The sequence below is a fragment of the Pantoea sp. UYEF8 genome, from assembly GCF_040546285.1.
Lineage (GTDB): Bacteria > Pseudomonadota > Gammaproteobacteria > Enterobacterales > Enterobacteriaceae > Pantoea > Pantoea brenneri.
Genome location: NZ_JBEPNM010000001.1, coordinates 678,406 through 689,599, shown reverse-complemented (window position 1 = coordinate 689,599; position 11,194 = coordinate 678,406). Strand labels below are relative to the sequence as shown.

Genomic DNA, 11,194 nt, shown 5'->3' with positions numbered 1-11,194 from the left:
AAGCGTCAGCGGTTAGGCATTTCGGACCATGACTACCAGTATCGGATGGGCGCATTCAGCATTGGATTTGGCATCAGCTACAACATGGCGATGCTGGACAGTCTGTTATCAACCGTCAGAGGTGCTCATGCGAATGACATGGTTCGTGCATGACCCTGTAGACACCGACACCGCCGCCGAACTCCTTTCCCGCTACGCCTCTCGCAACATCAAAACTCAGAAGACACTCGCAACCGACCCACGTCTGTGGCTGGTCAGCGCGCTGCTGCCGACGTTCCGGAACGAGCCAATACCGAGCAGGCAGTTTAAAAACCCAATGTGGAGCTGAGCATGACAACAAAGTATGACGCCGGTAAGTGGCGGTTCAGTCTGGTGCCTATGAGTGCGATCAGGTCGGTTATCGACGTGCTGGAATTCGGAGCTAAGAAATACGCGCCGGACAACTGGAAGACTGTTCCTGATACCAGGACGAGATATTTCGATGCGACTATCCGTCACGTCACCGCGTGGTGGAGTGGAGAGAAAGACGATAGCGAAAGCGGACTGCCACACCTAGCACACGCAATCTGCTGCCTCCTGTTTCTTCTCTGGCTGGATGAGGAGCAACCCCATGCGTGAACGCTGCTGCCGCTGTCACATAACACTCACTTCAGAAGACAAGTATCACTACGGGGCTAACTGCGAAAATTGCGAGGTAGATTACCGCTATGAAGAACACGAACGGGACCAGCCAATCAAGTCCGCCTACTGGCGATGGCGAGCAGTGTGCTTCTGTTTGCGTTGGCTGTCCTCAGCTCCTTTCGCCGCAGGAAACCTATGCATGCGATACCTGCGCTGCAGGCTGGATGAAAGACGCAAACTTCAACATGTGCGGAGGGGAAGATAATGGCTGATTTAAAGGCAGGCGGGCTGGCAATTGTCATATCGTCGCCAGTACCGAAAAACATTGGCAGGGTTGTAGAGCTGGTTGAGTACTGGGGCATTTTGAATAGCCGATACACGGGAGAGGTTGGCCCAGCATGGAAAGTTAAAGTCGATAAGGAAATGATTTTGCCGAATGGTAGACCCAGTGATTTAACCGGCCTGATTTTTAGCAAAAAACTCATGCCAATCGACGGTGACGACTTCCAACACGAAGACGAGCAACAGAAGGAGTTGACGCATGGCTAAAGGCATCAAGCCTAAGCCGAAGAAATGCCCCATCTGCACTACCGAATACATCCCCCGAAGTTCTCTCCAGAAAGTCTGCCACAACTACAGATGTGCCCTGGAATTCAACCGACAGGTTGATGAGCGTAATGCTGCGCGTGAGCAACGCAAGCAGGAACGCCTACAGCGCGATGATTTGCGGCAACGAAGGGAAAGGCTAAAGGGTAAATCGGAGTGGAACAGAGAGGCTCAGGCAGCGGTTAATAAGTTCATCTTCTGGCGCGACTATGGCGACCCATGCATAGCCTGCGGCAAACCACTCAACTACGGAGTGCGGGGCGGGGCAGTAGACGCCAGTCACTACCGATCGCGAGGCGCGGCACCATGGCTCCGCTTCAATGTGTTCAACAACAATGCTGGCTGCGTTCACTGCAATCGTGACCTGTCAGGAAACCTGATCCCCTACCGAATAAACCTCATCGAGAAGTTTGGCCTGCACAGGGTCGAGCGAATCGAGCATGACAACACCGTTCGCAAATTCGATATCGAGTACCTGAAGCGAGTGAAATCCATATTCACGCGCCGGGCACGACATTACGAGAAATTGCGTAAACGTCAGATGGAGTATGCAGCATGACCGAATACCTCAGAGAAAAGTGGCAGAAACTCCGCATCTACAAAAGGCGCGGCGGCTTTGCAGTTGATTACCGGATCATTCACAACATGGCGAAAATGATGGGAGTTAAACATGGGGCTTGAAGCAACAGTCAAATATCATTTTGCGAAGACAGCGAGCTTTGCCGGTATGCCGCCTGCAACAGCCTCAGATGCTTTATCTGGCACTGACTATATGGCAGCTATGGGGATGACACAGAGTCGCGCTCCACTGGGTTACAGTGCGTTCATGGGTAAGGTTGGAGTAAGCGATAACGACGCCCGACGCGCCGTATCGTTATTAACTGAATATGCTTTGAGTACCTGCGATAAGGTTGCCGCCTTGCGCAAGTTAGACACAGATATTAAGCCAGCCGTTATGCAAACGCTCGCAACTTATGCCTACATGGATTATTTCCGCAGCGCTGCCAGCGTCAAGCCTTGCGAATGCTGTCAGGCGAAAGGGTTTATTGAGGCGGATGTGTTCACCATGAAATCACCGCTATCAGGCGGATCATCCCGAAGCGTGAAAGAGGTTGTTCGCGTCATCTGCAAAACCTGCAGAGGGAAGGGGGTAGTCTCGTCATCATGCCGTGACTGTAGCGGACGCGGAAGGGCAGTTCTGCGTAAAGAAACTCAACAGCAGGGTGTTCCGGTTATGGGGGATTGCAAGCAGTGCGGAGGACGAGGCTTTGAGAGGACCCCATCAACTGATGCTTACCGAGCTATTGCTTGCCTGACCGATGCTGTTAGCCTGGCTACGTGGGAGAAAAGCGGGAAAGCATTCTACGAGCAACTTATAGGTAAGCTGGAGATTGAAGAATCATGGGCTAACGCTGCCCTTAATCATGTGACTCGATAGCGCAATCGGAAATAGCTCATTATTTTATCGTGAGCTATTTACTTTTCCGGAATCCAGGGATATGATTCCTAACAGTTGAAGTTGCGCGCTGTTGTTTGACGCGTTAACTTAATCCAGTCAGTTCCATCACTGATAATGTGGATGCCAAAGAGCCTCGCGGCCTCACCAGTCGGCGGGGCTTTTTTATTTCTACCCGCTACAGGGGATAAGATTCACCTCATACCCTCTAGCGGATAAGTAACACCACTAAACTATTTCAAAGGTCAGCCAAAGAGCTGGCCTTTCTCGTTTATCGCCCCTCCCAATCAACTTCGACTCTCACCCTTTCCTGTGTGGCAGCGGGCGATCTTTTCTTCTAACAGCAATAGGCCGGTCTTACCGGGTTGCCGGAGACGGCTATGGCAGCAGAATACTTCTCAAAAGAGATACTCCTCGGGCTGGGCGGCGCTCTGTCAGTAGGCATTAATGGCTGGCTGGCTTTCAGCCGGTACTGGATAAGCAACAGGGCAAAGAACGCTAACGATAACCAGCAAATCGACATGCTCGATAAGCAGGAAAAGTATATCGAGCGGCTGGAGAGGACTAATTCTGAGCTCAGGGCAGACAATGCCGCGAAGGATGAAACCATCCGACAGTACTGGAAGACGATCGCTGACACTCAGGCCCGCCTGCAGATAATCGAAAGCTCTCAGAAGCACCTGGAGGAGCAGAACGAAAGTCTGAAAGCTCAGGTCAGGGAGCTGACCACATCAAACATGAATCTCGTAGCTCAGATAGCTGAGATGCGTAACGAATTGAGGGTATCGCGATGATTAGAGATAAAAATGGCGACCCCGTAATAACCTGGCAAATGCTCGTCGTCATCCTGGCGACTACGTTTGGCATCTACGCATGCGGCGTCGTGTCGGGCTACTTCTATTTTCGTGGTGAATATCTGGCTAAATCAGATGCCCGCGACCGGGTTGTTAACGAAATCAAAAAGCAGGTAGACCAGCTCCCGACTCAGCAGGAGTTAAAGCAGGTTGTGAAAGAGGATGAGGGCAAATGACGAAAGACGAAATCTTTAGCGCCATCCTCGGAAAAGAAGGTGGTTACGTTAATAACCCCGCAGACAAAGGCGGCCCAACCAACTGGGGTATCACTCAGGCTGTCGCCAGGGCGCACGGTTACACCGGTGACATGAAAGGCCTCACCAGATCTCAGGCTCTGAATATTCTTGAATCAGATTACTGGGTCGGACCGCGATTCGACCAGGTATCTCAGGTCAATAATGCGATTGCTGTAGAGCTAACCGACACCGGAGTAAATATGGGGCCATCGGTGGCCGCAAAGTTTCTCCAGCGTTCCCTGAACGTATTCAACAATCAGGGCAAGCTTTACGCCGACATCATGGCAGACGGTCAGATTGGCCCGCGCACTATCACTGCACTGCGATCATTCCTTTCGGCCCGCAGCCGGGATGGTGAAAAGGTGATGCTAAAGGCGCTGAACAGCCTGCAGGGCGCGCGATACATTGAGCTGGCAGAATCCAGAGTGGCTAACGAGACGTTCGCATACGGCTGGTTTGAGAGAGTGGAAATCTGATGGACGCCTTAAGCATGCTGCGCGGTTCAAGTGGCAACATCTCGCTAAGCCGTACACAGGCCATTCTGGGCTTTCTGGTGTGTAGCGGCATCCTCATCTGGCAGGCTTACAAAGGCGAGTTAAGCGAAGCAATCTTTATCGCTTATTTCGGCTTCTCAACAGCCGGATACATCGGTGCGAAGAAAATCGCATCTGACAAAGACCTGAGCGAGCAAAAGCTGGATGCAGGAATTGACCCGGGAGCTAAGCCATGAGCATTGAATACATCCTCGGCATTATCGGTGTCATTGCAGCTGCCATTATGACGGCCTTCGGTATTGGTCACTCCAAAGGCAAGGCTAAAGCAGAAGCCTCTGCTACTGAGCGAGAAACCAAAGCCGCTATTGAGTCCCAGCAGGCAGTTGCTACCCGCCAGACCGAAACCGCCAAAGAGGCATCCGATGTTCAAAACACTGTTACCCGCATGTCTGATGTTGATGTTGATGACGAGCTGCGCAGAGAATGGATCAACAAGGGTTGAGGTAGTTGATACCGCCTGCGCCTGGGTTAAGCCAATTCTGGTGACCGAAGCCGACATCATGACGATGGATGATCGTACCAAGCGCGCCATCCTCGCGCACAACAAGACGTGGAAAGCTAACTGCGGAACGGTGACCCAATGAAGGGCTACTCAACCTAAACCGCCGAAGTGAAGAGCAGCCTCAGAAAGTGACAAACCCCAAGAAGATTCACTCCAGCTAACAAGGCAACATCAGCCTCGCCATTGTGCGGGGCTTTTTTATGCGCCTCGCACGCGCAAACAACAACCCAGAGCCTACAGAAAGCGAGCCTGAGAGAAACCCGTATAGGTGCGGACCTCTCTGGGGCGAGTTTCTCTGTGCGACAGGCTCACTTTCTATAGGACTACCGCATGAACATTGTCCCACTGAATTACAAAGGTGAAGCCGTCCGCTTCAATACTGAAGGATGGATCAACGTTACTGGCGTAGCAGAGAGATTTGGCAAGCGCATCGATAACTGGATGCGCCTGGCGGAAACTCTTGAATACATCCGAGCTTTAGATGAGGCGCTAAGCGGCGAAGAGTCGCAGATTTTACATCCCTCACAATCGAGGTATGTAAAAACCAGCCGAGCCCGAAAGGATAGGGGCGGTGGTACCTGGCTGCATCCCAAGCTTTCAGTTGCATTCGCCCGTTGGTGTGACGCCCGCTTTGCTGTGTGGTGTGACCTGCATATTGATAGCCTGCTTCGCGGTGAGCTGACTGAGCAGCAGAAGTTTGAGCAAGCCTGCCGAATCCGTGATGCGAGAAAGGCGAAGGTGAGTGCTGGCGCAAGTGAAATGGCACGATGGAGGTGGGATAAGCCCGCTATTGAGGCGAATGTCGAATACTGGCGCGAACAATTACAACTCACGCTGGATATCGCAGTTTGACAGCCAACGCAAATTTGCGTCGACCGAGAGCCTCTTTCACAACGGCTTTCATCACAAGGCGCATTTGCGAGTGCGCCTTAACGTTAACGCTCAATGAGTAAAGTTAATTCTCGACTTCAAACTCATAAACTCCATCCACGCTGGCAATCATTATTGCGCAGTAAATGGTCACGTCTAAACTCTTCGCGCCATGCTTGGATAATATCGGGATGAATTGATCGCGGACATTTCTTTTGGCGCTGGATTTTTTATCAGAATCAGTTGCGCCAGTAATATCCATGCTTCCGGAAAAAGTCGTTTCAACTTTATCGAGCTTTTTCCAGCAAGTTAACTGAGCGATATCCCTCCTGACCTTATCTGCCTTTTCGCGGTCTTCGTCTAGTGGGTATTTATTGCCTACCGAGTAGGTTAATAAGAAGTCCTTCTGCATTTTCTACCTCTATGGAAAATTAAAAACACAAAATAACGCACCCTAAGTAATGGGAGCGCGCGTTACCAACACTATCCAAAAATCGGCAAGTCTCGTTAAATATTTAGAGGAATTTATGCATATGGCGACCAAATCTAAAACTGGCCGCCCTTCTGACTATCTACCAGAGGTGGCTGCTGACATCTGTTCACTGCTTGCCGATGGGGAAAGCCTGCGCAAAGTTTGTGAACGACAGGGAATGCCTAACAAGGCGACTGTATTCCGCTGGCTTGCGCAACATGATGAGTTTCGCGACCAATACGCGAAAGCCACAGAAACCCGCGCCGACGCCATTTTCGAAGAGATGTTCGATATAGCGGACAGCGTTGCCGAGGAAGCCGCTGCGGTTGGCAAAGCACGGCTTCGTATTGATACTCGCAAGTGGGCGCTAGCCCGGATGAACCCGAAGAAGTACGGCGATAAAGTCAGCCAGGAAATCGACCACAGATCATCTGATGGCACCATGGCGACCAAGCCTACAACTATCCAGCTGCTGCCTGTTGAGCCGAAATCATGAGTGACGCCGTTCAGCTCCCGATCCCCGCAAAGCTAGCACCCCTGTTCACTGCGGTCGGTAAGCGCTATCGCTGCTCACACGGTGGGCGTGGTAGTGCCAAGACGCGCACGTTCGCAATGATGACAGCCATTAAGGCATATCAGGCAATGATGAACAGGGAGAGCGGCGTAATCCTTTGCGCTCGCGAGTTCATGAACTCGCTGGAAGAGTCGAGCATGCAGGAAGTGAAGCAGGCAATACTCGGCGTTCCGTGGCTTGCGGCTCACTTCGATATTGGCGAGAAGTACATTCGCACGATTGATAAGAGCGTGAGCTACGTATTTGCAGGCCTGCGCCATAACCTGGATAGCATAAAATCAAAAGCCCGAATCCTGCTCTGCTGGGTAGACGAAGCTGAATCGGTGAGTGAAATCGCCTGGCAGAAGCTCAGTCCAACTGTTCGTGAAGAAGGCTCGGAAATTTGGGTGACATGGAACCCGGAGCGTGACGGCAGCGCCACAGATAAGCGATTCAGGAAAGAGGCTGGCGACGACTGCATCACTGTCGAGATGAATTACACCGACAACCCGTGGTTCCCCGATGTGCTGGAAGGTGAGCGTCTTAACGATCAGCGCCGTCTCGACCCTGCCACGTATGCCTGGGTGTGGGATGGCGCCTATCTCGAAAACTCTGATAAGCAGGTGCTGGCCGGTAAATACCGCATTGCTGAGTTCTCGGATACGTTGTGGAAAGAAGCAGAGCGGCTTTTCTTTGGTGGCGACTTTGGCTTTGCGAAAGACCCCAACACGCTGATCCGCTCCTTCATTCTCCATAACCGGCTGTACATCGAATATGAAGCGTACGGACTTCAGACGGAACTCGATCACATGCCAGCGCTGTATGACTCCGTCCCCGGTTCGCGTGACTGGCCCATCAAGGCTGACTCTGCGCGCCCTGAGACAATAAGCTACCTGCGGCGTAAAGGATTCGATATCTCAGCCGCAAAGAAATGGCAGGGAAGCGTTGAAGATGGCATAGCTCACCTGCGTGGCTTCGATGAAATCATCATTCACCCTCGCTGTAAGAACGTAGCGCGGGAAGCCCGCATGTGGTCATACAAAACCGACCGAATCACCGGCGAGGTGCTGCCGAAACTGGCCGACGGATATGAGCACTGCTGGGATGCGATCCGCTATAGCCTCGACGGGCACATCAAAGGCCGTTCTACGGTATGGGACATCATGTAATGACGAAGAAAAAAATTGTTGGTCGTCTTAGTGATGGCCTGGTCAGCTTAATGACATCCCTCGGGGAGAAAATCGGCGCCGTGCGCTACAGCAGCACTAAGCCCGATGTGCCGGATAAAGAGCTGCTCGCGATGTACAAAAAGTCGTGGGTAGTGAAGAAGTACATCGATAAGACGGCCGCCGACATGCTGAAGCTGCCGCGCACCTTTTCAGGCGACGTGGATAGCACTCTTGTGCAACGCATCGAAGATATTGAGGCAGAGCTTCAGCTGGATCAGGTGTTCAACGATGCGCTGAGCTGGGCGTCTCTGATGGGCGACTCGCTCATTGTGGCTGTCACCGATTGCTCTGACGAGCTGATCGCCAGTGAGGTCAATCTGCAATCAGAGGACATCATCAAGTTTCTGGTGTTCCGCAAAGGGGAGTACACGCCGGACAGCAACGTCATCACTGATGTCAGCTCACCTTACTTTGGTGAGCCGCTGACCTACCAGATAGACATCGGCAACAAACAGCTGCGCTTTCACCATACCCGGTGCCACCGGACAAAGCTTGGCCGGCACAGCATCAAAGACCGCGCAAAATTCGGCACATCTGACCTGCAGGCGCCCTATGAGCACATCAAGACATTCGACACAGCCATCCTGAGCACGGGTGACACCATTCAGGAAGCTAATGTTGACGTGCTGTTTGTGCCTGGCATGAACAACCAGATCGCCGCCGGTCAGGAGCAGCAGGTGCGGGACTATGCGCGGGTGATGAAGGAAACGAAATCATCTACCGGCCTCCTGCTGATTGACGCAGGCACACCAGAGGCGCAGGGGCGCTATGAGCAGAAGAACGCTCAGTTTGCCGGGCTGTCTGACGTCATCACCAAGATGGCAACCGTACTGGCTGGCGCGCTCGACAGGCCTATCACGGTGCTGTTCGGGCAGTCTGCCAGCGGGTTCAGCAGCGGGGAAGAGGATAACAAAGCCTATTACGAAACCATCAACGGCATGCAGGAAACACGCCTGCGGCCGATGCAGGATTTCGCTGACAGGTTCCTCCTCGATCGGCTGGCTGTTACTGAACTCATAACCTACGAATATCCGTCAATCGACAGCATCAACGAAACGGAAGAGGCAACGCGCTTCAGCCAGTATGCGACTGGCTTCAACACGCTTGTTACCGGCGAGATTCTGACCGAGGAGATTGCTCTTCGGGAGATGATTGCCCGTGGCGTCCTGAAGACGGTAACCGAGGAAGAAATTCAGGGCATCGTCAGCGGTGGTGCAGATTCCGGCTCATGGGGTAACTATGGAATTACAACAACTCCTGGAGCGCAAGCAGGGCCGCCGGAAGCCGCGGCGGCGTAAGATGCGGCCACCCACACCCAGCAAGCGCGCTGAGGTGTGGTATCGGGACCGGCTATCAGAGTTCATCAGCAGCATGACTCAGATCGTCACGGAGGAACTGGAAAGGCCAACGCTTACTGACGCACCAGACGAAAACCCGCTTTCAATCACCGCCAGACTCGCCCGTATCATGCAGCGGCTCGCCAGCATTTCAATCGGCGAGATAGCCAGCCGCATAGCCTCAGGGCTTGTTCGGAGGGCCAACCTTCAGAACAAAGAGCAGACGCAGCGCACCTACAAAGAAGCATTTGGTATCGACCTCACCGGCATGCTGGGTGACGGCGCTGTCAGGGAGAGAATGGAGGATGCAGTCCGAGAAAACGTTGAGCTGATTACGTCGATCCAGACGGACTTCATCAACGACATCGGGGAGAAGGTGTTTGGCAACCTGCTCGAAGGTGGCCGGAGCGAGAACCTGATAGGCATCATTCAGGAGCGCGGAAACGTCTCTCTGAGCCGCGCCCGCTTCATTGCCCGCGACCAGGCTGCAAAGCTCAACTCACAGCTGACAGAAGCGCGCAGTCAGGCGCTGGGGCTGGACGTGTACGAGTGGAGCGGCACAGGAGATGAACGCGAGCGTGACAGTCACTTCGCCCTGAACGGCAAACTCTGCAAATACTCCGATCCGACCGTCTATTCCGATGACGGCGGCAAGACATGGAAGAAGCGCAGCAGCATCGGTGCGTATGAGGGCAACCCCGGCGAGGATTACCAGTGCCGGTGCCTTTCTCTCCCTTACGTAGCGTGGGAATAAGCCATGACATGGAAACGAACACCGCAGGGGTACGTAATTACCACTGCGACGATAACCCGCGCCGGTCCGATTGAATATTACGGGCATGAGCTGGGGTTAACCGGCAGCGATGCCAACAAGAAGATCACAGTAACCCGCACGCTCGATGAGCTCTCCAAACCAGAAACCCTCGCCTCATTCAACGGCCTACCGTTCACGCTGACGCACCCAGACGATGGCGCAGTGAACGCGAACGACCACAAAGAGAAAGCTTCAGGACACATCGCTAACACCCGCATCAATGGTGATGAGGTGGAGTGCGACGTTTTCCTGACTGACTCAGCGGCGATTGAGGCACTGGAGAAGACAGGCATCCGGGAAGTTTCGGTTGGCTATGAGCCCGCAGAGCTGATTGACCGGGGCGGGCAGCTTTACCACATCAACATTCGCGGCAATCACGTCGCGGGCGTGTCAGAGGGGCGTTACGGGCCTCAGTGTAAGTTAAACGACAAAAAAGGTAAGCCGATGTTCAAAACACTAACCGACGCCCTCAGTTTCCTGAAGGGTAAAAAGCTCAAAGACGCAGACGGCGCCAGCCTGACGCCCGATGAGATTGTGGGGATGATTTCCGCGCTGGAAAAAGCCCTCGAAGATTTAAACGCTCAGGGAACCGATGAGGCAAATGCTCAGGCTCAGCAGGTTCTGTCACAACTGGCCGAACTGAAGGCACAACTCGAAGGCATGACCGTTACGTCTCCTGTTGATGCAGATCCGGACACCGCCGGCAGCGATGACAAAGACGCGAAAATCAGCGCGCTCGAAACCGAGAATGCTGACCTGAAAGACAAGGTGAAGGAGCTGGAAGATAAGCTGGCAGCCCTGCAGGCAGACAGTGAAACCGAGGCAACCCTGACCGACGCCAAAGCCCGGTTCCCGAAAGTTAATTTCAACGACGCCAAATCAGCCCGCGCCGTTCGCTCTGCCGTGCTGGTCAGCACCCGTGCATTCAACGATGCGCAGGTTAAAGCAATGACCGACAGCGAAGTCCGGGCGGCGTATGCAGCGATTCAGGCTACGGCCAAATCACGCAGCAACATCGGATCTCACCTGTTTAACGACAATAAGCCCGCTCCAACTAAAACGGCCACCCAGCGCCTCGGAGGTAAATAAT

17 protein-coding genes are annotated in these 11,194 nt (G+C 53.3%); 16 read left to right on the top strand and 1 reads right to left on the bottom strand.

The features are described 5' to 3' along the window. Positions 1-330 precede the first annotated feature (330 nt). The 11 genes from ABIB18_RS03480 (at position 331) to ABIB18_RS03425 (ending at position 5,681) form a co-directional block, all read left to right on the top strand. Entirely contained in the window at positions 331-618 is a 288-nt protein-coding gene (locus ABIB18_RS03480; RefSeq protein ID WP_354473673.1) for a dATP/dGTP diphosphohydrolase domain-containing protein, read from the top strand. 267 nt (positions 619-885) lie between these two features. After that, complete coding sequence (locus tag ABIB18_RS03470; RefSeq protein ID WP_354473671.1) at positions 886-1,170, top strand: hypothetical protein; 285 nt, start codon at positions 886-888, stop codon at positions 1,168-1,170. Further along, positions 1,163-1,786: a recombination protein NinG gene (locus ABIB18_RS03465; RefSeq protein ID WP_354473670.1), complete on the top strand. Its 624-nt coding sequence runs from the start codon at positions 1,163-1,165 to the stop codon at positions 1,784-1,786. Before ABIB18_RS03470 ends, ABIB18_RS03465 begins: the two co-directional genes overlap by 8 nt. Beyond that, positions 1,783-1,908, top strand: coding sequence for a YlcG family protein (locus ABIB18_RS03460; RefSeq protein ID WP_191921323.1), 126 nt, complete (start codon positions 1,783-1,785; stop codon positions 1,906-1,908). The genes ABIB18_RS03465 and ABIB18_RS03460 overlap by 4 nt, the downstream gene beginning before the upstream one ends. Further along, complete coding sequence (locus tag ABIB18_RS03455) at positions 1,898-2,665, top strand: antitermination protein (RefSeq protein ID WP_354473669.1); 768 nt, start codon at positions 1,898-1,900, stop codon at positions 2,663-2,665. The genes ABIB18_RS03460 and ABIB18_RS03455 overlap by 11 nt, the downstream gene beginning before the upstream one ends. Before the next feature lie 398 nt (positions 2,666-3,063). After that, a complete protein-coding gene (locus ABIB18_RS03450; protein WP_354473668.1) occupies positions 3,064-3,477 on the top strand; it encodes a hypothetical protein in 414 nt (137 codons plus the stop codon). A gap of 38 nt (positions 3,478-3,515) precedes the next feature. Then, the gene (locus ABIB18_RS03445; RefSeq protein WP_354473667.1) at positions 3,516-3,713 is read left to right on the top strand and encodes a hypothetical protein; all 198 of its coding nucleotides are present in this window, start codon (positions 3,516-3,518) and stop codon (positions 3,711-3,713) included. After that, positions 3,710-4,249 carry a glycoside hydrolase family 108 protein gene (locus tag ABIB18_RS03440; protein ID WP_354473666.1) on the top strand — a complete coding sequence of 180 codons (540 nt, stop codon included), beginning with the start codon at positions 3,710-3,712 and terminating at the stop codon, positions 4,247-4,249. The genes ABIB18_RS03445 and ABIB18_RS03440 overlap by 4 nt, the downstream gene beginning before the upstream one ends. Next, positions 4,249-4,503 carry a DUF2644 domain-containing protein gene (locus ABIB18_RS03435; RefSeq protein ID WP_191921319.1) on the top strand — a complete coding sequence of 85 codons (255 nt, stop codon included), beginning with the start codon at positions 4,249-4,251 and terminating at the stop codon, positions 4,501-4,503. Before ABIB18_RS03440 ends, ABIB18_RS03435 begins: the two co-directional genes overlap by 1 nt. Beyond that, complete coding sequence (locus ABIB18_RS03430) at positions 4,500-4,769, top strand: hypothetical protein (RefSeq protein ID WP_354473665.1); 270 nt, start codon at positions 4,500-4,502, stop codon at positions 4,767-4,769. Before ABIB18_RS03435 ends, ABIB18_RS03430 begins: the two co-directional genes overlap by 4 nt. Positions 4,770-5,159: 390 nt before the next feature. Then, the gene (locus ABIB18_RS03425) at positions 5,160-5,681 is read left to right on the top strand and encodes a KilA-N domain-containing protein (protein WP_233988621.1); all 522 of its coding nucleotides are present in this window, start codon (positions 5,160-5,162) and stop codon (positions 5,679-5,681) included. A gap of 103 nt (positions 5,682-5,784) precedes the next feature. Here ABIB18_RS03425 and ABIB18_RS03420 read toward each other — a convergent pair whose 3' ends face one another. Then, complete coding sequence (locus ABIB18_RS03420) at positions 5,785-6,111, bottom strand: hypothetical protein (RefSeq protein WP_354473664.1); 327 nt, start codon at positions 6,109-6,111, stop codon at positions 5,785-5,787. A gap of 121 nt (positions 6,112-6,232) precedes the next feature. On the opposite strand from ABIB18_RS03420, the gene ABIB18_RS03415 reads away from it, so the two are divergent. From ABIB18_RS03415 to ABIB18_RS03395, 5 genes are read left to right on the top strand one after another with little or no spacing between them, the layout of a single operon-like run. Continuing rightward, a complete protein-coding gene (locus tag ABIB18_RS03415; RefSeq protein WP_354473663.1) occupies positions 6,233-6,667 on the top strand; it encodes a terminase small subunit-like protein in 435 nt (144 codons plus the stop codon). Further along, entirely contained in the window at positions 6,664-7,893 is a 1,230-nt protein-coding gene (locus ABIB18_RS03410; RefSeq protein WP_354473662.1) for a PBSX family phage terminase large subunit, read from the top strand. Before ABIB18_RS03415 ends, ABIB18_RS03410 begins: the two co-directional genes overlap by 4 nt. Then, on the top strand, positions 7,893-9,251 hold the full coding sequence (locus ABIB18_RS03405) for a phage portal protein (RefSeq protein WP_354473661.1): 1,359 nt from the start codon (positions 7,893-7,895) through the stop codon (positions 9,249-9,251). The genes ABIB18_RS03410 and ABIB18_RS03405 overlap by 1 nt, the downstream gene beginning before the upstream one ends. Next, entirely contained in the window at positions 9,193-10,044 is an 852-nt protein-coding gene (locus ABIB18_RS03400) for a phage head morphogenesis protein (RefSeq protein ID WP_354473660.1), read from the top strand. Before ABIB18_RS03405 ends, ABIB18_RS03400 begins: the two co-directional genes overlap by 59 nt. 3 nt (positions 10,045-10,047) lie before the next feature. Beyond that, positions 10,048-11,193: a DUF2213 domain-containing protein gene (locus ABIB18_RS03395; protein WP_354473659.1), complete on the top strand. Its 1,146-nt coding sequence runs from the start codon at positions 10,048-10,050 to the stop codon at positions 11,191-11,193. Position 11,194 lies beyond the last annotated feature (1 nt).

Coding starts and splice junctions, on each gene's coding strand:
- ABIB18_RS03480 (WP_354473673.1), top strand. CDS start 331: ATGACAACAAAGTATGACGCCGGTAAGTGGCGGTTCAGTCTGGTGCCT.
- ABIB18_RS03470 (WP_354473671.1), top strand. CDS start 886: ATGGCTGATTTAAAGGCAGGCGGGCTGGCAATTGTCATATCGTCGCCA.
- ABIB18_RS03465 (WP_354473670.1), top strand. CDS start 1,163: ATGGCTAAAGGCATCAAGCCTAAGCCGAAGAAATGCCCCATCTGCACT.
- ABIB18_RS03460 (WP_191921323.1), top strand. CDS start 1,783: ATGACCGAATACCTCAGAGAAAAGTGGCAGAAACTCCGCATCTACAAA.
- ABIB18_RS03455 (WP_354473669.1), top strand. CDS start 1,898: ATGGGGCTTGAAGCAACAGTCAAATATCATTTTGCGAAGACAGCGAGC.
- ABIB18_RS03450 (WP_354473668.1), top strand. CDS start 3,064: ATGGCAGCAGAATACTTCTCAAAAGAGATACTCCTCGGGCTGGGCGGC.
- ABIB18_RS03445 (WP_354473667.1), top strand. CDS start 3,516: ATGCTCGTCGTCATCCTGGCGACTACGTTTGGCATCTACGCATGCGGC.
- ABIB18_RS03440 (WP_354473666.1), top strand. CDS start 3,710: ATGACGAAAGACGAAATCTTTAGCGCCATCCTCGGAAAAGAAGGTGGT.
- ABIB18_RS03435 (WP_191921319.1), top strand. CDS start 4,249: ATGGACGCCTTAAGCATGCTGCGCGGTTCAAGTGGCAACATCTCGCTA.
- ABIB18_RS03430 (WP_354473665.1), top strand. CDS start 4,500: ATGAGCATTGAATACATCCTCGGCATTATCGGTGTCATTGCAGCTGCC.
- ABIB18_RS03425 (WP_233988621.1), top strand. CDS start 5,160: ATGAACATTGTCCCACTGAATTACAAAGGTGAAGCCGTCCGCTTCAAT.
- ABIB18_RS03420 (WP_354473664.1), bottom strand. CDS start 6,111: ATGCAGAAGGACTTCTTATTAACCTACTCGGTAGGCAATAAATACCCA.
- ABIB18_RS03415 (WP_354473663.1), top strand. CDS start 6,233: ATGGCGACCAAATCTAAAACTGGCCGCCCTTCTGACTATCTACCAGAG.
- ABIB18_RS03410 (WP_354473662.1), top strand. CDS start 6,664: ATGAGTGACGCCGTTCAGCTCCCGATCCCCGCAAAGCTAGCACCCCTG.
- ABIB18_RS03405 (WP_354473661.1), top strand. CDS start 7,893: ATGACGAAGAAAAAAATTGTTGGTCGTCTTAGTGATGGCCTGGTCAGC.
- ABIB18_RS03400 (WP_354473660.1), top strand. CDS start 9,193: ATGGAATTACAACAACTCCTGGAGCGCAAGCAGGGCCGCCGGAAGCCG.
- ABIB18_RS03395 (WP_354473659.1), top strand. CDS start 10,048: ATGACATGGAAACGAACACCGCAGGGGTACGTAATTACCACTGCGACG.